The organism is Streptomyces sp. NPDC058257, assembly GCF_042881845.1.
Classification (GTDB): domain Bacteria; phylum Actinomycetota; class Actinomycetes; order Streptomycetales; family Streptomycetaceae; genus Streptomyces.
Genome location: NZ_JBHVXJ010000032.1, coordinates 41865 through 64855, shown reverse-complemented (window position 1 = coordinate 64855; position 22991 = coordinate 41865). Strand labels below are relative to the sequence as shown.

General features: G+C 70.6%; 2 protein-coding genes. Both read right to left on the bottom strand.

From position 1 onward, the window contains the following. The coding region (locus ACFVXC_RS40385; RefSeq protein ID WP_389916476.1) for a type I polyketide synthase at positions 1 to 7102 on the bottom strand (7102 nt) is incomplete at its 3' end. Further along, positions 7103 to 22690 (bottom strand): type I polyketide synthase, encoded by a 15588-nt coding sequence (locus ACFVXC_RS40380; protein ID WP_389916474.1) that lies wholly within the window; start codon positions 22688 to 22690, stop codon positions 7103 to 7105. Positions 22691 to 22991: the final 301 nt, after the last annotated feature.

Here is a 22991-nt window from a genome sequence, read left to right as displayed (position 1 = left end):
GCACCGCCTCGCGGACGTGCCGCACCCAGTACTCCGGATCCTGAAGCTCAGCCGCCTCCGCCAACACACCCGTCAGGTTCGAGACCACCGGCAGCTTCGGCGTTCCATACACGATGCCCTGAGCGACCTTGCGGAACTCGTCGAGAACCGGGTCCATCAACGGCGAATGGAAAGCGTGCGAGACCTTCAGCCATCGCACCTTCCGCTCCTGGCCCTTCAGCGTCTCGGCCAGGCCCTCCAGCACCTCACGCTCACCGGAAAGCACCAGCTGCGAAGGACCGTTGACCGCCGCGATACCCACACGGTCCGCAAGTCCCTCAAGGAGGGGCAGTACGTCCGTCTCCGTAGCCTGCACGGCGAGCATCGCGCCACCCTCAGGCAACGCCTGCATCAACCGGCCCCGAGCAGCCACCAACCGGGTCGCGTCTTCCAGAGACCAGAGCCCAGCCACATACGCCGCAGCCAGCTCACCCACCGAATGCCCGCCGACGACTTCTGGCCGCACCCCGAAGGACTCCGCCAGACGGTAGAGAGCCACCTCGACCGCGAACAACGCGGGCTGCGCATACCCGGTCCTGGACAGCAGTTCGGCATCCTCGCCGAACATCACATCCTTCAACGGCCGCTCAAGCACCGCGTCCAAATGCGCACACACCTCATCAAGCGCATCCGCGAACACCGGGAAAGCCTCATACAACTCACGGCCCATCCCCACCCGCTGACTGCCCTGACCCGTGAAGACCACTCCCAAGCGACCCTCCACCACAGCCCCCGATACTCCGGCTCCGGAGACCACGGCCTCAAGCCCGCCAAGGATCTCGTCCCGCTCGCGCCCGAACACCACCGCCCGGTGCTCGAGCGCCGAGCGCCCGCTGAGCAACGACCAGCCCACGTCCACCGGGTCCGCGGATACTTCCCGCAAGCGGTCGGCCTGGGCGCGAAGCGCGTCGGCGCTGCGGGCGGACAGCAGCCACGGCACGACCGTCGACGGCGGTGTGCTCACCACGTCCGCCACGGGCTCGTCGGTCTGCGGTGCCTGCTCGACGATGACGTGCGCATTGGTACCGCTCACGCCGAAGGAGGAGATGCCCGCACGGCGCGGGCGGTCCGCGTCGGGCCAGTCGCGCGACTCGGTGAGGAGCTCGACCGACCCGGCGGCCCAGTCGACGTGCGTGCTCGGCTCGTCGACGTGCAGGGTCGGGGGCAGGACCCCCTCCCGCATCGCCATGACCATCTTGATGACTCCGGCGACGCCGGATGCGGACTGAGTGTGGCCGATGTTGGACTTCACGGACCCCAGCCACAGCGGCTCGCGCCCCTCGGGCCGGTCCCGGCCATACGTCGCGAGCAGCGCCTGCGCCTCGATCGGGTCGCCCAGGGTCGTGCCCGTCCCGTGCGCCTCAACAGCGTCCACATCACCTGTGCCGAGCCCCGCACTGGCAAGGGCCTGGCGGATGACGCGCTGTTGGGAGGGGCCGTTGGGCGCGGTGAGGCCGTTGCTGGCGCCGTCCTGGTTGATCGCGGAGCCACTCATCACCGCGAGGACCTCGTGGCCGTTGCGGCGTGCGTCCGAGAGCCTCTCAAGGAGAAGCAACCCGACGCCCTCACCCCAGCCGGTGCCGTCCGCGGCCTCCGCGAACGGCTTGCAGCGGCCGTCCGCCGCGAGCCCGCGCTGGCGGCTGAACTCGTGGAAGGCGGCCGGGCTCACCATGACGGTGACGCCACCGGCGAGGGCCATGTCGCACTCGCCCTGGCGCAGCGCCTGTGCCGCCAGGTGCAGGGCGACCAGCGACGACGAGCACGCCGTGTCGATCGTCACCGCCGGGCCTTCGAGCCCGAAGGTGTAGGAGAGCCGGCCGGAGATGACGCTCGTCGCGTCGCCGGTCATGAGGTAGCCCTCGACGCCTTCCGGCGCCTGCGAAAGGCCCGCCGACCAGCCCTGTGCGCAAGCACCGACGAAGACCCCGGAGCTGCTGCCACGGAGTGTCGACGGTGCGATGCCCGCGCGTTCGAAGAGTTCCCAGGAGGTTTCCAGGAGGAGCCGCTGCTGCGGGTCCATCGCGAGGGCCTCGCGCGGGGAGATACCGAAGAGCCCGGCGTCGAACTCGGCGACGTCGTAGAGGAATCCGCCCTGCGCGGCGTAGCCCGCGTCGGAGGCGCGGCTCGGCTCGGGCTCGAAGATCCCGTCGGGGCCCCAGCCCCGGTCGTCGGGAAAGCCGGAGATGGCGTCGGTGCCCTCGGCCACCAGGCGCCAGAGCTCTTCGGGGGTTCCGGCGCCACCGGGGTAGCGGCAGCTCATCGATACGATCGCGATCGGATCGTCATCCACGGCACCCCGCCCGGTGGTGGCCGCTCGCGCGGGCGCCGAGGCCGATGTCTCCGCCTCCGCCTCACCGATCAATTCGGTGCGCAGGTGGGCGGCGAGTGTGCTGGCGGTGGGGTAGTCGAAGACGAGGGTCGTGGGCAGCTTCAGACCCGTCGCAGCGGCCAGCCGGTTACGCACCTCCACCGCCGTCAGCGAGTCAAAGCCCAACTCGCGGAAAGCACGAGAGGGTTCAACAGCCTCCGCACCCGCATAGCCGAGCACGGCCGCCGCCTGCGTCCGCACCAGCTCCAGTACCAGACGCTCCTGCTCACCCGCCGCGAGACCGGCAAGACGCCCCGCCCACTCCGACACGGGCTGACCCTGAGCACCGCCAGCTACTACCGCACCCTCCTGCGCGGCCACACCACGCCGCACCTCGGGCAGATCTCCGATGAACGGGCTCGGCCGCACGGAAGTGAAAGCGGGAGCGAACCGCTCCCAGTCCAGATCCGCGACCGCCACAAATGTCTCGTCCCGCGCCACCGCCTGCGCAAGCGCGGCAACCGCCAACTCCGGATCCATCGCCCGCACACCACGACGACGCAGATGCTCCTCGGCCTCTTCGTCGGCGGCCATGCCGCTGCCGCCCCACGCGCCCCACGCGACAGAAGTCGCCGTGAGCCCACGGACCCGGCGCTGCTCCGCGAGCGCATCGAGGTAGGCGTTGGCGGCCGCGTACGCACCCTGTCCCCCGCCGCCCCACACGCCGGCGTTGGAGGAGAACAGCACGAACGCGTCCAGCGATGTGTCACCGAGCAGCTCGTCCAAGTGCGCTGCACCCGCAGTCTTCGCACCGAACACCTCGGCGATGTCCGCCGGAGTCATCTCGGCGACCGTGTGCGCGGGGCTCACGCCTGCCGCGTGGAACACGGAGCGCAGGGTGTGTCCGTCACGGGCGAGCTGCTCCAGGAGCGCGGACACGGCGTCCCGGTCGGCCACGTCGCACGCGGCGACAGTGACCTCGGCCCCCAGAACCTCCAGCTCCGCCTTGAGTTCAGCGGCACCCGGAGCATCCAGACCACGACGACTCGTCAGCACAAGATGCTCGACACCCTCACGCACCAGCCAACGCGCCACATGACCACCGACCGCACCCGTACCACCAGTGATCAGCGCCGTACCACGCGCCGCCCAAGCCGCACCCTCCCCCGCACCAGCGTCGACAGACGCATGCGCGAAACGACGCACGAACACACCCGTACCACGCACCGCAAGCTGATCCTCACCCCCAACCCCCGTAAGGATCGCGGCGAACCGGGTGGCAGCCCGAGCGTCCAACACCTCCGGCAGGTCGACGAGACCACCCCAGCGCTCAGAGTGCTCAAGCGCGACCACCCGGCCAAGACCCCAGAGCTGCGCCTGGACGGGGCTGACGACGTGGTCGCCGCCACGGCTCGTCGAGACGGCACCACGGGAGACCGCCCACAGACGGGCCCCGACCTCCGCGTCACCGAGCGCCTGCACCAGCGCGACCGTGGTCGCGAGCCCGGCGGGGACCGCCTCGTGCTCGCTGAGGGCGGACTCGTCGAAGCCGAGCAGCGACACCACACCCGCGAGCTCACCCTGCTCCCGCAGACGCTCGGCCAGGAACTCCCGTCCGTGCGGCCCCTGGTCGGAGGTGAGGGAAAGTCGTACAGTCTCCGCCCCCGCCTGGGTGAGAGCGTCGATGACGCCCTCCGTCCACGGGAGCTCAGTGGCCGCCTCGGGGACGACCACCAGCCAGCGGCCCGTGAGCGCGGGCGAGGGAAGGCCGCCCGCCACCGGCTTCCACGTGACGCGGTAGCGCCAGCTGTCGACGACCGAGCGCTCGCGCCGCTGACGCCGCCAGGAAGAGAGCCCCGGCAGGATCGCGCTCAGCGAGCTCTCGTCCACGTCCACGAGCGTGGCCGCCAGCTCCTCCAGGTCCTCGCGCTCCACGGCTTCCCAGAAGCGCGCCTCTACCTCGTCGACGGCGAGCCCGGCCGCGTCGGCCGCGTCGTCGTCCGGGGCGTGCATCCAGTAGTGCTGGCGTTGGAAGGGGTAGGTGGGGAGGTCGACCGTGGTCCGGTCGGCGGCGGGGAAGAGTGCCTGCCAGTCGAGTTCGGCGCCATGGACGTGCGCCTCGGCTATCGACCGCGCCAGACGATGGGCGCCGCCCTCGTCACGCCGCAGCGAGCCCAGGGTGACGGCCGGGGTTTCCGTCTCGTCGATGGTGGCCTGCACCGGGACGGTCAGGACCGGGTGCGGACTCATCTCCAGGAACAGGTTGTGGCCGTCAGCGAGGAGACCGCGCGTGGCCTGCTCGAACAGGACCGTCTGACGGAGATTGCGATACCAATACCCCGCATCCATGGGGGTACTGGCCGCATCCAGCCAGTCACCGGTCAAGGTCGAGAAGACCGGAACCTGCGGCATCTGGGGCGCCACCGGGGCGAGCACCTCGGCCAGGTGAGCCTCGATCGCCTCCACATGGGAGGAGTGCGAGGCGTAATCCACCGGGATCGTACGGGCACGAATATCGCGCTCTTCGCAGTGCGCCACCAGCTCACGCAGGGCCTCAGGCTCACCCGACACCACCACCTGCGAAGGACCATTGACCGCCGCGACAGAAATCCGGTCGTCCCACTTGGGCAGCAGCTCGCGTACCTGTTCGGCGGGCAGCGGCACAGACACCATGCCGCCCCTGCCCGACAACTCCAGAATCGCCTGACTGCGCAACGCGACCACCCGGGCCGCATCCTCCAAGGACAGCGCGCCCGCCACACACGCGGCGGCGATCTCACCCTGACTGTGACCCACCACAGCAGCAGGCTCCACACCCGCCGCACGCCACACCGACGCCAGCGACACCATCACCGCAAACAACACCGGCTGCACCACATCGACACGATCAAAGTGGTCGCCGTTCAACTCCTCGAACAGATCCCAGTCCACAAACCGCGACAACGCCTCGCCGCACTCCCCCATCCGATCCGCGAACACCGGCGAAGAGTCAAGCAGCTCAACGGCCATCCCAGCCCACTGCGAACCCTGCCCCGGAAACACGAACACCGGACGGCTGGCGATCGCGCGCCCCGCGACGACACCGGAACCCGCAGCACCGTCCTGAGCCAGCAGCTCAAGCCCCGCGAGCAGCTCATCGCGATCCCCACCGAGCACCACACCCCGGTGCTCAAAACGCGACCGCGCAACCGCCAACGACCAACCAACCGAGCCGACCTCCAACTCAGCATCAGCAAGCAGCAGTTCACGCATCCGCGCGGCCTGCTCCCGCAGCGCCTCCGGAGTACGACCCGACAACACCAACGGCACCACACCAGGAACCACCGAAGCAGGCACGGCGGACCCAGCCTCCGTCGACTCGTCGGCCTCCGGAGCCTGCTCCACGATCACATGAGCGTTCGTCCCGCTCACGCCGAACGACGACACACCGGCCCGGCGCGGAGATTCGCCTAGCTCCGGCCAGGCCCGCGCCTCCGTGAGCAGCTCAACAGCCCCGCCGGACCAGTCAACCTGAGGCGTCGGCTCATCCACGTGCAGGGTCTGCGGAAGCACACCCGCCCGCATCGCCATAACCATCTTGATCACGCCCGCGACACCGGCAGCAGCCTGCGTATGACCGATGTTCGACTTCAACGACCCCAGCCACAGCGGCCGTTCGTCGGTGTGCTCCTTGCCGTAGGTGGCGATGACGGCCTGGGCCTCGATCGGGTCACCCAGCGTCGTGCCCGTGCCATGCGCCTCGACCACGTCCACGTCGCCCGCGTTCAGTCCGGCTCCGGCCAGGGCGGCGCGGATGACGCGCTGCTGGGAGGGGCCGTTGGGCGCCGTGAGGCCGCTGCTCGCACCATCCTGGTTGACGGCGGAACCACGTACGACCGCCAGGACCTTGTGACCGTTGCGGCGCGCGTCCGACAGCCGCTCCAACAGGAGCAGTCCCGCACCTTCACCCCATCCCGTGCCGTCCGCCGACGCGGCGAAGGACTTGCAGCGGCCGTCCGTCGACAGGCCGCGCTGGCGGCTGAAGTCCACGAATGTGCCGGCCGTGGGCATCACGGTCACGCCACCGGCGAGCGCGAGGCCGCACTCTTCCTGGCGCAGCGCCTGCGCGGCCAGGTGCAGCGCGACGAGAGAGGACGAGCAGGCCGTGTCGACGGTGACGGCCGGGCCTTCGAGGCCGAGGGTGTAGGCGACGCGGCCGGAGACGACGGAGCCGGCGTTGCCCGTGCCGATGTAGCCCTCGACGCCCTCCGGGAGGGCGTGGAGTCGGGTCGCGTAGTCGTAGTACATGACGCCCGCGAACACACCGGTGCGGCTGCGGCGCAGCGACACCGGATCGATTCCGGCGCGTTCGATCGCCTCCCAGGCGGTCTCCAGGAGGAGCCGCTGCTGCGGGTCCATGGCGAGCGCCTCACGCGGGGACACCCCGAAGAAGGAGGCGTCGAATTCGGCGGCGTCGTAGAGGAATCCGCCTTCGGCGGTGGTGCTGGTGCCCTGGCGGTCCGGATCGTCGTCAAAGAGGTCGTCCGTGTCCCAGCCGCGGTCGGTGGGGAACGCGGAGATGGCGTCCGTGCCGTCGGCGACGAGCTGCCACAACTCTTCCGGGTTGCGGATGCCGCCGGGGTAGCGGCAGCTCATCCCGATGATGGCAATGGGTTCCTGGTCACGCTCCTCAAGTTCCCGTACGCGGCGGCGGGCGTCGCGCAGATCAGCCGTCGCCCGCTTCAGGTAGTCGAGGTACTTCTCCTCGTTCGCCATTTACAGCGCCTCCTCGAAGTGGTCGGGGCGATCGGTGTCTGAGCGGGTTTCGAGCTCGTTGTCGAGCAGGTCGAAGATTTCGTCGGCGGTCGCGCTCTCCAGGTCCTGCCGATCCGCGTCCTGCCGGTCCGCGTCCTGCCTGTGCGGGTCCTGCCTGTCCGCGGCCGCCGCCCCAGCGCCTGCCGTGCCAAAGGCGTCCCAGGTGGAGAGGAGCGCGCGGAGCCGGGTGGCGACGCGGTCCCGTTCGCCGTCGTCGGTGCCGTCACCGGCCGACTTCAGGACGCTCTCCAGACGGTCGAGCTCTGTGTGCAGGTCACCGGCATCTGCAGGAGGACCGACCGCGGCGATGACCGTGGGCAGCTCATCCGACAGGTGCTCGGCGAGGACCGCCGGGTTCGGATAGTCGAAGATCAGCGTGGTGGGGAGCCGCAGCTCCGTCTCCGCCGTGAGCCGGTTGCGCAGCTCGACTGCGGTCAGGGAGTCGAAGCCGAGTTCCAGGAAGCCCCGGCTCAGCTCGACGGCGTTCGGTGACGCGTATCCGAGGACACCCGCCACATGACCGCGTACGAGGTCCAGCAGGAGGCGCTCCCTGTCGGCCGTCGAACGGCCCGCGAGACGCTGAGCGAACGATTCGGCGCGCTCGGGTGCGGCTTCCGCCGCCTGGGCGCGGCGTACGGATGGCCGGACGAGCCCGCGGAACAGGGCCGGTAGCGCCTCCGGCGGCTGCGTGCGCAGGACGCCGGTATCGATCGCGATGGGGACGAGGGCCGGGTGCCCGCTCGCCGTGGCCAGGTCGAGAAGCGCCAGCGCCTGCTCGGCTTCGAGGGCGAGGATGCCGCTGCGCGCCATGCGGCCCAGGTCGGCCTCGGCGAGTCCGCCCGTCATGCCGCTCTCCTGTGCCCACAGGCCCCAGGCCAGCGAGGTCGCGGGAAGGCCCTGCGCCCTGCGGTGCTGCGCCAGTGCGTCCAGGAACGCGTTGGCCGCCGCGTAGTTGGCCTGCCCCGCGCTGCCGAACACGCCCGCCGACGACGAGTAGAGGACGAAGGCAGAGAGATCGAGTCCGGACGTCAGCTCATGGAGATTGAGGGCCGCGCCGACCTTCGGACGCAGGACCGTGTCGAGCCGCTCAGAGGTGAGCGAGGTGACCACACCATCGTCCAGAACACCCGCCACGTGCACGACCGCCGTCAGATCCGAGCCGACCTCGGCCAGCAGCCCGCCCAGCGCCTCGCGATCGGCCGCGTCGCACGCAGCGATACGCACCCGCGCACCGAACTCACCAAGCTCCGCGCGGAGTTCGTCGGCACCGGGTGACTGCTCACCACGTCGCGATACGAGCAGCAGATCCCGTACACCATGACGCTCGGCCAGATGACGGCTCACGATCCGCCCGAGGCCACCCAGAGCACCGGTCACCAGGACCGTACCCTCGCCCCAGCTGACTTCCGCCTCAGCGTCCGGCGATGCGACCCGGGCCAGACGCGGCACCCACACCGCGCCCTCCCGCACCGCGACCTCCGGCTCACCGGACGCCAACGCCCCGGCAATCACCGCGTCGTTCACGTCTGTCTCAGCGGCGGCCCGGTCCACGTCGACCAGTACAAACCGGCCCGGGTGCTCGGACCGCGCCGAACGCACCAGACCCCAGACGGCCGCACCCACCGGATCCACCACCGCACCATCGGCCATGGCCACCGCACCCCGCGTCACCACAACGAGCCGCGACGCCTCACGCCGCTCATCAGACAGGAACTCCTGCACTGAGCCCAGGACTTCAGCCAGAGCTTCCGACACCGTATCCGGGCCAACCAGCCCCTCGGCGCCGTCGACGTCGCCGACCGACAACACCTCCACGTCCGACGGCGTCCCGCCGCTCACTTCTCCGGAGCTTTCCGGCAGCCGCGACCACTCGACCCGGAACAGCGAGTCAGCACCGGGGCCGCTCATCTGCTCGATGAGCGCCTTCGACATCGGCCGGAACACCAGGGAGTCCACCGTCGCCACAGGCGCACCGGCGGCATCCGCGACGTCCAGGGAGACGCCGTCGGAACCATTCGGCACCAGACGGACGCGCACCGTCGCCGCACCAGCGGCGTGCACGGTGACTCCGGTCCAGGTGAACGGCAGCCCGCCCGCCCCACTTCCGCCCTCATCCGCATCCGCACCCGGGTCCGTAGTCACCAGGCTCGTTGCACGGGCGTGCAGGGCGGCGTCGAGGAGCGCCGGGTGCAGGCCGAAGTCGCTCGCGTCCGTGTGCTCGCCGTCGGGCAGGGTGACCTCCGCGAAGATCTCCTCGCCTCGGTGCCAGACGGCCCGCAGGCCTTGGAACACCGGCCCGTAGTCGAAGCCGGCGGCGGCAAGGCTCTCGTAGAGCCCGTCGACCGGAACCTGCTCCGCGCCCTGCGGCGGCCAGACGGCCAGCTCTGAAGGAACGGCGTGCACGGTCTCCGTCAGGATGCCGGTGGCGTTCTTGGTCCATGAGTCGGCCGACAGCCCCTGCGGACTGGCCGGCTCCCGCCGCGAGTGCAGGCTGACCGGTCGGCCGCCCGAGGCGTTGGGGGCCTCGATCCGCAGCTGGAGCTGGACGCTTCCGCGCTCGGGCAGGACGAGCGGAGCACCCAGCGTCAACTCGTCGAGGGTGCCGTAGCCGATCTGGCTGCCCGCGTGAACGGCCAGTTCGACGAAGGCCGTGCCGGGCAGCAACACCCGGTCGGCCACCGCGTGATCGGCCAGCCACGGGTGTGTCTGTGTGGAGAGCCGCCCGGTGAAGAGGTACCCGTCCGCGTCCGCCAAGGGCATTCCGGCACCGAGCAGCGGGTGCCCCGCCGAAGCGAGCCCGGCAGCCTCGACGTCCGCGACGCCGGTGCCGGTCTGCTGGAGCCAGTAGCTCTGGCGCTGGAAGGCGTACGTCGGCAGGTCGACGCGGCGTCGGGCGGCGACGGGCTCGTAGAGAGGCGTCCAGTCGACGGTCGTGCCGCGCACGTGGGCCTCGGCGAGGGCGGTCAGGAACGTGTCGGGCTCTGGGCGATCGCGACGCAGGGCCGCGATCAGACCCGACTGGGCCTCGGGCTCGATGACGGTGTCGTGCGCCATCGCCGTGAGCACGGCGTCCGGACCCAGTTCGAGGAGCGTGGAAACCCCGTATGCGGTGAGGGAGTTGAGGCCATCGTGGAAACGCACCGCCTCGCGGACGTGACGCACCCAGTACTCCGGATCCTGAAGCTCCGCCGCCTCAGCCAGCTCACCCGTCACGTTCGAGACCACCGGCAGCTTCGGCGTTCCATACGCGATCCCCTGCGCGACCTTGCGGAAGTCCTCCAGGACCGGGTCCATCAACGGCGAATGGAAAGCGTGCGAGACCTTCAGCCACCGCACCTTGCGCTCCTGGCCCTTGAGGGTCTCGGCCAGGCTCTCCAGCACCTCACGCTCACCGGAAAGCACCAGCTGCGAGGGGCCGTTGACCGCCGCCAGACCGACTTGCGCCTCCAGTCCCTCAAGGAGGGGCAGTACGTCCGTCTCCGTAGCCTGCACAGCCAGCATCGCGCCACCCTCGGGCAACGCCTGCATCAACCGGCCCCGAGCAGCCACCAGCCGGGCCGCGTCTTCGAGAGACCAGAGCCCAGCCACATACGCCGCAGCCAGCTCACCCACCGAATGCCCGCCGACGACTTCTGGCCGCACCCCGAAGGATTCCGCCAGACGGTAGAGAGCCACCTCGGCCGCGAACAGCGCGGGCTGCGCATACCCGGTCCTGGACAGCAGCTCGGCATCGTTACCGAACATCACGTCCTTCAACGGCCGATCCAGCACCGCGTCCAGATGCGCGCACACCTCATCAAGCGCATCCGCGAACACCGGGAAAGCCTCATACAACTCACGGCCCATCCCCACGCGCTGACTGCCCTGACCGGTGAAGACGACTCCCAAGCGGCCCTCCACCACAGCCCCGGAAACCTCACGCTCCCCCAGCAGCACAGCCCGATGCTCAAGAACCGCCCGCCCCGAAACCAGAGACCAGCCCACATCAACGGGACTCAACTCATCGGTACCAGCGGCAAATTCACGCAACCGCTCCACCTGCGCCCGCAACCCGTCCGCGCTCCGAGCCGAGACCGCCCACGGCACGACCGTCGAAGGCGGCGCGCTCTCGGCCACGGCCTCTGCGTCCTCATCGGCGTGCCGCGCCTGCTCGACGATGACGTGTGCATTGGTCCCGCTCACGCCGAACGACGACACGCCTGCCCGACGCGGGGTGTCACCGCGCTCAGGCCACTCCCGCGCCTGCGTCAGCAGCTCAACAGCCCCCGCCGACCAGTCCACATGACTGCTCGGCTGATCGACGTGCAACGTCTGCGGCAGCACGCCCGCGCGCATCGCCATGACCATCTTGATCACTCCGGCGACGCCGGATGCGGACTGAGTGTGGCCGATGTTGGACTTCACGGACCCCAGCCACAGCGGCTCGCGCCCCTCCCGCCGTTCCTGGCCGTAAGTGGCGAGCAGCGCCTGCGCCTCGATCGGGTCACCCAACGTCGTACCCGTACCGTGCGCCTCCACCGCGTCCACATCACCGGGCGCGAGCCCCGCGCTCGCCAGCGCGGCGCGGATCACCCGCTGCTGCGAAGGCCCGTTCGGCGCCGTGAGCCCATTGCTCGCACCGTCCTGGTTGACCGCGGAGCCGCTCACCACGGCAAGGACCTGGTGGCCGTTGCGCTCGGCGTCGGACAGTCGCTCAAGGAGGAGAAGGCCGACGCCCTCGCCCCAGCCCGTACCGTCCGCGGCCTCCGCGAACGGCTTGCAGCGGCCGTCCGCCGCCAGCCCGCGCTGGCGGCTGAACTCGATGAAGGCGCCAGGGTTGGCCATGACGGTGACACCGCCGGCCAGCGCCAGGTCGCACTCGCCCTGGCGCAGCGCCTGCGCCGCCAGGTGCAGAGCGACCAGCGAGGACGAGCAGGCCGTGTCCACCGTGACCGCAGGGCCTTCGAGGCCGAACGAGTAGGCGAGGCGGCCCGAGATCACGCTGGTCGCGCCGCCCGCGAGCAGATAGCCCTCGACGCCTTCGGGGGTCTGCGACAGGCCCGAGCCGTAGCCCTGCGACGAGGCGCCGACGAAGACGCCCGCCGGGGTTCCGTGGAGGACACCAGGGTCGATGCCCGCGCGCTCGAAGAGCTCCCAGGAGGTTTCGAGGAGGAGCCGCTGCTGCGGGTCCATCGCGAGGGCCTCACGCGGCGAGATACCGAAGAAGACGGGGTCGAACTGGTCGGCGTCGTAAAGGAATCCGCCCTGCTGTACGTAGCTGGTGCCGCGCTGTTCCGGGTCGGCGTCGTAGAGGCCGTCCAGGTCCCAGCCACGGCCGCCGGGGAACGCGGCGATCGCGTCGTCGCCGTCGGCGAGCATCCGCCACAGGTCCTCGGGGCTGCCGACGCCGCCGGGGTAGCGGCAGCTCATCGACACGATCACGATCGGGTCGTCGTCCACGACACCCCGCCCGGCGGGCGCGGCGGCGGATCCGGCCGTCGCCGGCGCCGCCGTGTCGCCGAGCAGCTCCGTTTGCAGGTATCCGGCGAGGACCGCCGACGTCGGGTAGTCGAAGACGAGCGTCGTGGGCAGCTTCAGTCCGGTCGCGGCTGCGAGCCGGTTGCGTACTTCGACGGCCGTCAGTGAGTCGAAGCCCAGCTCACGGAAGGCCCGGGTCGGTTCGACGGCTTCCGCGCCCGCGTAGCCGAGCACGGCCGCGGCCTGTGCGCGCACCACGTCGAGAAGCAGCCGTTGCTGCTCTCCCGGCGCGAGACCGGCGAGGCGCGCGGCCCACTCCGAGCCCGAGCCCGCGCCCTGGCCGACCGCCGACGCGGTGGCCGAGGCCGTCTCCTGTTCGGCGAGACCGCGCCGTACCTCGGGCAGGTCCCCGATGAACGGGCTCGGCCGCACCGATGTGTACGACGGAGCGAACCGCTCCCAGTCGAGATCCGCGACGGCGATGAACGTCTCGTCGTGCACGACCGCCTGTGCGAGCGCTCCGACGGCCGGCGCCGGATCCATCGGGCGCAGCCCGCGGCGGCGCAGGTGTTCCTCGCCGTCCTCTCCCGCCATGCCGCCACCGGCCCACAGGCCCCACGCGACGGAGGTCGCCGTCAGGCCACGCGCCCTGCGCTGCTCGGCGAGCGCGTCGAGGTAGGCGTTGGCCGCCGCGTACGCGCCCTGCCCGCCTCCACCCCAGACGCCCGAGTTGGAGGAGAACAGGACGAAGGCGTCCAGCGGCGTGTCACCGAGCAGCTCGTCCAAGTGCGCTGCGCCCGCGGCCTTCGCTGCGAGCACACCGGCGATGTCCGCCGTGGCGGTACCGGCGAGCGGCTGTGCCTGTCCGACACCCGCAGCGTGGAACACGGAGCGCAAGGTGTGCCCGTCACGGGCGAGCTGCTCCAAGAGCGCGGACACGGCATCCCGATCGGCCACATCACACGCGGCGACAGTGACCTCGGCCCCCAGAACCTCCAGCTCCGCCTTGAGTTCAGCGGCACCCGGCGCATCCAGGCCACGACGACTCGTCAGTACGAGATGCTCGGCACCCTCACGCACCAGCCAGCGCGCGACATGCGCACCGATCGCACCCGTACCACCGGTGATCAGCGCGGTGCCCCGTGCCTCCCACTGCCTGGACGGCTCGGCGGCGTCGGTCGGCTCGGCCCGCACCAGTCGGCGTACGAAGACTCCGGATCCACGCACCGCCAGCTGATCCTCGTCGCCAGCTCCCGCGAGGATCGCGGTGAACCGGGATGCCGCGCGGGCGTCCACGCTCTGCGGCAGGTCGATGAGCCCGCCCCAGTTCTCGGGGTGCTCAAGGGCCGCGACCCTGCCGAGACCCCACACCTGACCCTGGACGGGGCGGGCGAGCCGGTCGCTGCGGCCGGTCGAGACCGCGCCGCTGGAAACCACCCACAGCCGCGCGTCGACGGCGGTGTCACCGAGTGCCTGGACGAGTGCGACCGTCCCCGCGAGCCCGGCGGGAACCGTCCCGTACTCCTCGTGCGCCGACTCGTCGAGGCCGAGCAGTGACACCACTCCCGCGAGTCCACCCTCGCCCTCGTCCTCGCCCTTGCCCTCGCCCTTGCCCTCGCCGCGCTCCCTCTCCCGCAGCTGCTGGACCAGGAACTCGCGTCCGAGCTTCACCTGTGCTGCGGTGACGTGCAGTTCGTCGACTTCGGCACCCGCCTGGGCCAGCGCGTCGACGACACCCGTCGTCCATGCGTGCCCTGCGGCCTCCTCGGGCAGGACGACCAGCCAGCGGCCCGCGAGCACGGGTGAGGGCAGACCACCGGAGAGCGGCTTCCAGGTCACCCGGTAGCGCCAGCCGTCCACGACGGAACGCTCACGACGCTGACGGCGCCACGCCGACAGCACCGGGAGCAGGTCACCGAGTCCGGTGGCGGATCCTTCCGGTACGTCCAGTTCGGCGGTGAGCTCCTCCAGGTCCTCGCGCTCCACGGCCTCCCAGAACCGTGCCTCGACCTCGTCCACTCGCGTCAGCGGCGTCTCGTCGGCCTGGTCGGCGAAATCGGGCCAGTAGTGCTCGCGCTGGAACGCGTACGTGGGCAGGTCGACGATCGTGCGGGCGCCCGGGTAGAGGGCGCTCCAGTCCAGTTCGACGCCGTGGACGTGCGCCTCGGCCATCGACCGCGCCAGACGGTGAGCGCCACCCTCGTCGCGGCGCAGCGAGCCCAGAGTGGCCGCCGGGGTCTCGGTGGCGTCGATGACCGCCTGGACGGGAACGGTGAGCACCGGGTGGGGGCTCATCTCCAGGAACAGGCCATGACCGTCGGCGAGGAGGCCCCGCGTGGCCTGCTCGAACAGGACCGTCTGACGGAGGTTGCGATACCAATACCACGCGTCCATAGGGGTGTTGGCGGCATCCAGCCAGTCACCGGTCAGGGTCGAGAAGACCGGAACCTGCGGCGCCTGAGGCGCCACCGGGGCGAGCACCTCGATCAAGTGCGCCTCGATCGCCTCGACCTGAGCGGAGTGCGAGGCGTAGTCCACGGGGATCGTGCGCGCCCTGATCTCCCGGGCCACGCACTGCGCCACCAGCTCTTCGAGCGCCTCGGGCTCGCCCGACACCACCACCTGCGAAGGACCATTCACCGCCGCGACAGAAATCCGGTCGCCCCACTTGGGCAACAGCGCACGCACCTGTTCGGCGGGCAGCGGCACAGACACCATGCCGCCCCTGCCCGACAACTCCAGAATCGCCTGGCTACGCAGAGCGACCACACGGGCCGCATCCTCCAGGGAGAGCGCACCCGCCACACACGCGGCGGCGATCTCACCCTGACTGTGACCCACCACAGCAGCAGGCTCCACACCCGCCGCACGCCACACCGACGCCAGCGACACCATCACCGCGAACAACACCGGCTGCACCACATCAACACGATCGAAACGGCCGCCGCCCAACTCCTCGAACAGATCCCAGTCAACGAACTCCGACAACGCCTCGCCGCACTCCCCCATCCGCCCGGCGAACACCGGCGAGGACTCCAGCAGTTCAACGGCCATCCCAGCCCACTGCGAACCCTGCCCCGGGAACACGAACACCGGACGGGCGCCGCCAGACGCACGGCCCACGACCACACCCGCAGCCGCCGTGTCCCCCTCGGCCAACCGCCCGAGCCCGGACAGCAGCTCATCGCGACCCCCGCCGAGCACCACACCCCGATGCTCAAAACGCGACCGCGCGATCGCCAAGGAGCGGCCTACGTCGGACAGGTCCAACTCCGTGTCGGAAAGCAGGCGTTCGCGCAGTCGTGCGGCCTGGCCGCGCAACGCATCGGGGGTCCGTCCCGACAGCGCGAGCGGCACCACACCCGCCACCACCGACGAGGACCCGGCAGGCTCGGCCTCCGTGGCCTCCGTCGGCTCCTCATCGTCCGGAGCCTGCTCCACGATCACATGCGCGTTCGTCCCGCTCACGCCGAACGACGACACACCGGCCCTGCGCGGAATGTCCCCGCGCTCCGGCCACGCCCGCGCCTCCGTGAGCAGCTCGACGGCGCCCGCCGACCAGTCCACCTCAGGCGTAGGAGCGTCGACGTGGAGGGTCCGCGGAAGCACACCCGCCCGCATCGCCATGACCATCTTGATCACACCGGCGACACCGGCGGCAGCCTGCGTGTGACCGATGTTCGACTTCAGCGACCCCAGCCACAGGGGCTCCTGGCTGTCGGAACGCTCGCGCCCGTAGGTGGCAATGAGGGCTTGCGCCTCGATGGGGTCACCCAGGGTGGTACCCGTGCCGTGGGCCTCCACCGCGTCCACATCACCGGCCGCGAGCCCCGCGCTCGCCAGCGCGGCCCGGATCACCCGCTGCTGCGAAGGCCCGTTCGGCGCCGTGAGCCCATTGCTCGCACCATCCTGATTGACCGCGGAGCCTCGGATGACCGCCAGGACCTTGTGACCGTTGCGGCGCGCGTCCGACAGGCGCTCCAGGAGCAGCAGTCCGACGCCCTCGCCCCAGCCGGTGCCGTCCGCGCCCGCGGCGAAGGACTTGCAGCGGCCGTCAGCCGACAGGCCGCGCTGGCGGCTGAACTCGATGAACGTGCCCGGCGTCGACATCACGGCGACACCGCCCGCGAGCGCCATGTCGCACTCGCCCTGGCGCAGCGCCTGCGCGGCCAGGTGGAGGGAGACGAGGGACGACGAGCAGGCCGTGTCGACGGTGACGGCGGGGCCCTCAAGACCGAAGGAGTACGAGATACGGCCCGACGCGACGCTCGCCGCGCTGCCGTTGCCGACGTAGCCCTCAAGGTCCTCGAGTCCGCCGGGGGCGCTGAGGAGGTGCGTGGCGTAGTCGTTGTACATGACGCCGACGAAGACCCCGGTGGAGCTGCCTCGTACGGTCGTCGGGTCGATGCCCGCCCGCTCGAAGGCCTCCCAGGTGGTTTCGAGGAGCAGCCGCTGCTGCGGGTCGATGGAGAGGCCTTCGCGCGGGGAGATGCCGAAGAAAGCGGGGTCGAAAGCGGCGGCGTCGTAGAGGAAGCCGCCCTCGCTCGCATAGAAGGTGCCGGGGCGCTCCGGGTCGGGGTCGTAGAGCGACTCGACGTCCCAGCCGCGGTCGGTGGGGAGCGCGCCGATGGCGTCGACGCCGTCGGCCGCGAGGCGCCACAGGTCTTCGGGGGTGCCCACGCCGCCCGGGTAACGGCAGCTCATCGACACGATCACGATCGGGTCGTCGTCCGTGCCGGAGGTGCCCGTGGCGGTGGTGCGTGCGCTCCGAGTCCGGGAGGGCGCCGTCGGGTCGGCGCCGAGGAGCTCTTCGAGGATGTGCCGGGCGAGTACGGACGCGGCCGGATAGTCGAAGGCGAGGGTGGCGGGCAGGCGGAGGCCGGTCGCGGCGGCGAGGCGGTTGCGGAGTTCCACAGCGGTGAGTGAGTCGAAGCCGACCTCGCGGAAGGCCCGGTCGGGCGCGATCGCGTCGGGGTTCGGGTAGCCGAGCACGGCGGCGGCGTGCCCGCGTACCAGCGTGAGTACTTCCTGTTCACGCTCCGCGCCGGGGAGCGCGGCGAGGCGTTGGGCGAGCGCGGAGCCGTCCTGCTTCTCGGCGCCTGCGGCGGTGCGCCGGACCGGCACCCGCACCAGGGAGCGCAGCAGTGGCGGGACTCCGGCCGACGCCGCCTGGGCGCGCAGGCCAGCGAGATCGAGGCGTACCGGCACGAGCAGCGCGGCGTCCGTGGCGCAGGCGGCGTCGAACAGGGCCAGGCCCTCGTCCGTGGTGAGCGGCGCGGCTCCGACGCGCGCCCTGCGGTCGAGTTCGCCGTCGCCCAGGTGGGCGGTCATCTCACTGGCCTGTGCCCACAGGCCCCAGGCCAGCGAGGTCGCGGGGAGGCCCTGCGCCCTGCGGTGCTGGGCCAGGGCGTCCAGGAACGCGTTGGCCGCCGCGTAGTTGGCCTGGCCGGGTGTGCCGAAGACTCCGGCTGCGGAGGAGAAGAGGACGAAGGCGGAGAGATCGAGTCCGGACGTCAGCTCATGGAGGTTGAGGGCCGCGTCGGCCTTCGGACGCAGGACCGTGTCGAGCCGCTCAGACGTGAGCGAGGTGACCACACCATCGTCCAGAACACCCGCCACGTGCACGACCGCCGTCAGATCCGAGCCGACCTCGGCCAGCAGCGCGCCCAGCGCCTCGCGGTCCGCTGCGTCGCACGCCACGATGCGCACCCGCGCACCCAGCTCCTCAAGCTGTTCGCGGAGTTCGGGGGCGTTGGGTGCGTCCTCGCCGCGTCGCGATACGAGCAGCAGGTCCCGTACGCCATGACGCTCGGCCAGTTGCCTGGCCACCAGGCCACCGAGGGTGCCGGTGCCGCCGGTGACGAGGACGGTGCCGTCGCCCCAGTCGGCGGTGTCCCGCGCGTCGGCGTCATCGGTGGGGACCCGGGTGAGGCGGGGGGCCCACACCGCACCGTCGCGGATGACGGTCTCGGGTTCGTCGGTGCGCAGCGCGGCGGCGACCAGCGACTCGGAACCCGCCTTCGCGTACGCGCCGTCCGCCTGCTCGCCCTCCGCCTGCTCGCCCTCCGCCTGCTCGCCCTCCAGGTGTACGAGGGCGAAGCGCCCCGGGTGCTCCGACTGCGCCGATCGGACCAGGCCGCGCACAGCGGCCGCCGCCAGATCTCCGGCGGCTCCCCGTGTCACGAAGGCGAGCCGCGAGGACGCGGACTGCTCGTCGTCGAGCCAGCCGCGCACGGCGTCGAGGGCGCGGTTCAACAGGTCTCGTACGGCGACTAGTTCGTCGCCGGGGACAGCGGTCAGCGGCAGGACCACCGTCTCGGACGACTCGGGCGAATCGGCTCCCCCGTCGTGGGGGGCCTCGATCCGCGTCCACTCCACCTGGAACAGCGCGTCGCGCCGCGGCGAACCGGTGAGGCTCTCCTCGGCGAGGGCGCGCAGGGCGAGGGACTCGACCGAGACGACGGGCTGCCCGGCGGCATCGGCGGCGATCAGGGAAACGGTGTCGGTCCCGGCGGCGCTGACCCGGACCCGTAGCGTGGTGGCGCCCGTGGCGTGCAGGGAGACCCCGGACCACACGAACGGCAGGTGGGCGCGGTCCGTGCGGTCGATGAAGTCGCCCAGTCCGATGGTGTGCAGCGCGGCGTCGAACAGGGCCGGGTGGAGGCCGAACGCCTCGGAGTCGGCGTGTGCCTCCTGCGGCAGCGTGACCTCCGCGAAGACATCACCGCCCTGTCGCCAGGCGGCGCGCAGCCCCTGGAACACCGGTCCGTAGCCGTGCCCGTTCGCGGTGAGCCGCTCGTACAGGTCGTCGATGTCGATCCGCTGAGCGCCGGCGGGCGGCCACACGGACAGGTCGAAGTCGGCGGGAGCGCCGGTGGACGCGGGGGCGTTCGGCAGCAGGCTGCCGGTGAAGTGCCGGGTCCATGCCACGTCGTCGGACCCGTCGGACGGCCGCGCGAAGAGACCGAGCTCGCGCCTGCCGGAGGCATCGGGGCTGCTCACCGATATCTGCAGCTGCACGGCGCCCTGTTCGGGGATGACGAGCGGCGCTTCGAGCGTCAGCTCTTCGAGGAAGCCGCAGCCGACCTCGTCGCCCGCGCGCAGCGCGAGTTCGGCGTACGCGGTGCCGGGCAGCAGGATCACACCGTCCACGGCGTGGTCGGCAAGCCAGGGGTGCGTCTGCACGGAGAGCCGGCCGGTGAAGAGGTACCCGTCGACGTCCGCGAGTGCCACCGCGGCGCCGAGCAGCGGATGCCCGGCGGCCCGCAGTCCGGCGAACACCACGTCCCCGGCTCCAGCGGGGACGGACTTCGGCCAGTAGCGCTCGCGTTGGAAGGGGTAGGTGGGGAGGTCGACCGTGGTCCGGTCGGCGGCGGGGAAGAGTGCCTGCCAGTCGAGTTCGGCGCCGTGGACGTGCGCCTCTGCTATCGACCGCGCCAGACGGTGGGCGCCGCCCTCGTCACGCCGCAGCGAGCCCAAGGTGACAGCGGTGGACTGGTCCGTCTCGTCGATGACCGCCTGGACGGGAACGGTGAGCACCGGGTGGGGGCTCATCTCCAGGAACAGACCATGACCGTCAGCGAGGAGACCGCGAGTGGCTTGCTCGAACAGGACCGTCTGACGGAGGTTGCGATACCAGTAACCGGCATCCATAGGGGTGTTGGCGGCATCCAGCCAGTCACCGGTCAGAGTCGAGAAGACCGGAACCTGCGGCGCCTGAGGCGCCACCGGGGCGAGCACCTCGATCAAGTGCGCCTCGATCGCCTCCACATGGGAGGAGTGCGAGGCGTAGTCCACCGGGATCGTACGGGCACGAATATCGCGCTGCTCACAGTGCGCCACCAGCTCACGCAGAGCCTCGGGCTCACCCGACACCACCACCTGCGAAGGACCATTGACCGCCGCGACAGAAATGCGGCCGTCCCACTCCGGAAGCAGCTCACGCACCTGTTCGGCGGGCAGCGGCACAGACACCATGCCGCCCCTGCCCGACAACTCCAGGATCGCCTGACTGCGCAGGGCGACCACCCGGGCGGCATCCTCCAAGGACAGCGCACCCGCCACACACGCGGCGGCGATCTCACCCTGACTGTGACCCACCACAGCAGCAGGCTCCACACCCGCCGCGCGCCACACCGACGCCAGCGACACCATCACCGCAAACAACACCGGCTGCACCACATCAACACGATCAAAGTGGTCGCCGTTCAACTCCTCGAACAGATCCCAGTCCACAAACCGCGACAACGCCTCGCCGCACTCCCCCATCCGCCCGGCGAACACCGGCGAGGACTCCAGCAGCTCGACAGCCATCCCGGCCCACTGCGAACCCTGCCCCGGGAACACAAACACCGGACGCCCCGAGCCCGTGACCACCTGGCCCTCGGCCACATCGGCAGCCGCCGTGTCCCCCTCGGCCAACCGCTCAAGCCCGGACAGCAGCTCCGCACGGTCAGCACCGAGCACCACACCCCGGTGCTCAAAACGCGACCGCGCCACAGCCAGCGACCAGCCAACCGAGCCGACCTTCAACTCAGCATCAGCCACAAGCAGTTCACGCACCCGCGCGGCCTGCTCCCGCAGCGCCTCCGGAGTACGACCCGACAACACCAACGGCACCACACCAGGAACCACCGAAGCAGGCACGGCGGACCCAGCCCCCGCAGCCTCCGTCGACTCCTCAGCTACCGGAACCACCGGAGCCTGCTCCACGATCACATGCGCATTGGTGCCACTCACTCCGAACGACGACACACCCGCACGGCGCGGGGCGCCGTCCTCCCGCTCCGGCCAGGCCCGCGCCTCCGTGAGCAGTTCGACGGCGCCCGCCGACCAGTCCACCTCAGGCGTAGGAGCGTCGACGTGGAGGGTCTGCGGAAGCACACCCGCCCGCATCGCCATGACCATCTTGATCACACCGGCGACACCGGCGGCAGCCTGCGTGTGGCCGATGTTGGACTTCACCGAGCCGAGGAGCAGTGGCTGCTGCCCCTCGGGCCGCTCCTGGCCGTACGTGGCGATCAGGGCCTGCGCCTCGATGGGGTCGCCAAGCATGGTGCCCGTGCCGTGGGCCTCGACCGCGTCCACGCCCGCCGCCGTCACGCGAGCGTTGGCGAGGGCCTGCATGATGACGCGCTGCTGCGAGGGCCCGTTCGGCGCCGTGAGCCCGTTGCTCGCGCCGTCCTGGTTCACGGCGGAGCCCCGTACGACCGCAAGGACGGGCCGTCCGCCTCGGCGGGCGTCGGAGAGGCGCTCCACGAGGAGCATGCCCACGCCCTCGCCCCAGCCGGTGCCGTCGGCACCCGCCGCGAAGGCCTTGCAGCGGCCGTCGGCGGCCAGGCCCTGCTGGCGGCTGAACTCGACGAAGACACCGGGGGTGGAGATGACGGTGACGCCGGCGACGAGTGCCATCCCGCACTCGCCCTGGCGCAACGCCTGCACGGCGAGGTGGAGGGCGACCAGCGAGGACGAGCAGGCGGTGTCGACGGTGAGGGCGGGGCCTTCGAGGCCGAACGAGTAGGAGATGCGGCCGGATTCGACTGCGGCCGCATTGCCGGTGCTCACATATCCCGCGACGTCCTCTTCGGCTTCGAAGAGGAGGGGGGCGTAGTCCTGACCATTGGTACCGACGAACACACCGGTCTTGCTGCCGCGTACCGACGCGGGGTCAATTCCGGCTCGTTCGAAGGATTCCCAGGCGGTTTCCAGGAGCAGTCGCTGCTGGGGATCCATGGCGAGGGCCTCGCGCGGGGAAATACCGAAGAACGTCGCGTCGAAATCGGCGACGCGGTCGAGGAATCCGCCATTGGCCGTGGAACTCGTGCCGTTCTTTCCCGCGGCGTCGGGGTCGTAGAGCGACTCCAGGTCCCAGTTGCGGTCGGTGGGAAGTTCCGAGATCGCGTCGTGACCGCCTGCCAGCAGGTGCCACAGCCCCTCGGGGCTGGTCACGCCTCCGGGAAACCGGCAACTCATCGCTGTGATCGCGATGGGTTCCTGAGCCGCCGCCTCGATGTCCTTAAGGCGTTGCTGCGTCTGGTGCAGGTCCGCCGAAACCCACTTGAGGTAGTCGCGCAGCGTCTCTTCATTCGCCATCAAAAAGTCACCTGTTCAGGACGTGTGCCGAACCTGCTGGCATACAACCGACCTGCCCGTAGTCGTCTTTCTCGATTACGAACAGGTCGTCATCAAGACGCTATGGGAGCCCTATATGGGCAACAACCCCTATCCGTCCCCTACCCGCCCCTACGGGATTGCCTCGGAATGAGGCTGGGGCGGGTGCTCGATAAAGGGGGTGGATAGGGGCTGCTGATGAGCCTAATTCATGGCGACAGTCTTATACCTCACTCACGCAATTTCATGCCACCTTCTTTTCGGAGACTCCGTCCGCTCCAGC

What these genes read in the sequence shown, in the direction of transcription:
- ACFVXC_RS40380 (WP_389916474.1), bottom strand. Translation starts at nt 22,690, where the DNA reads ATGGCGAATGAAGAGACGCTGCGCGACTACCTCAAGTGGGTTTCGGCG.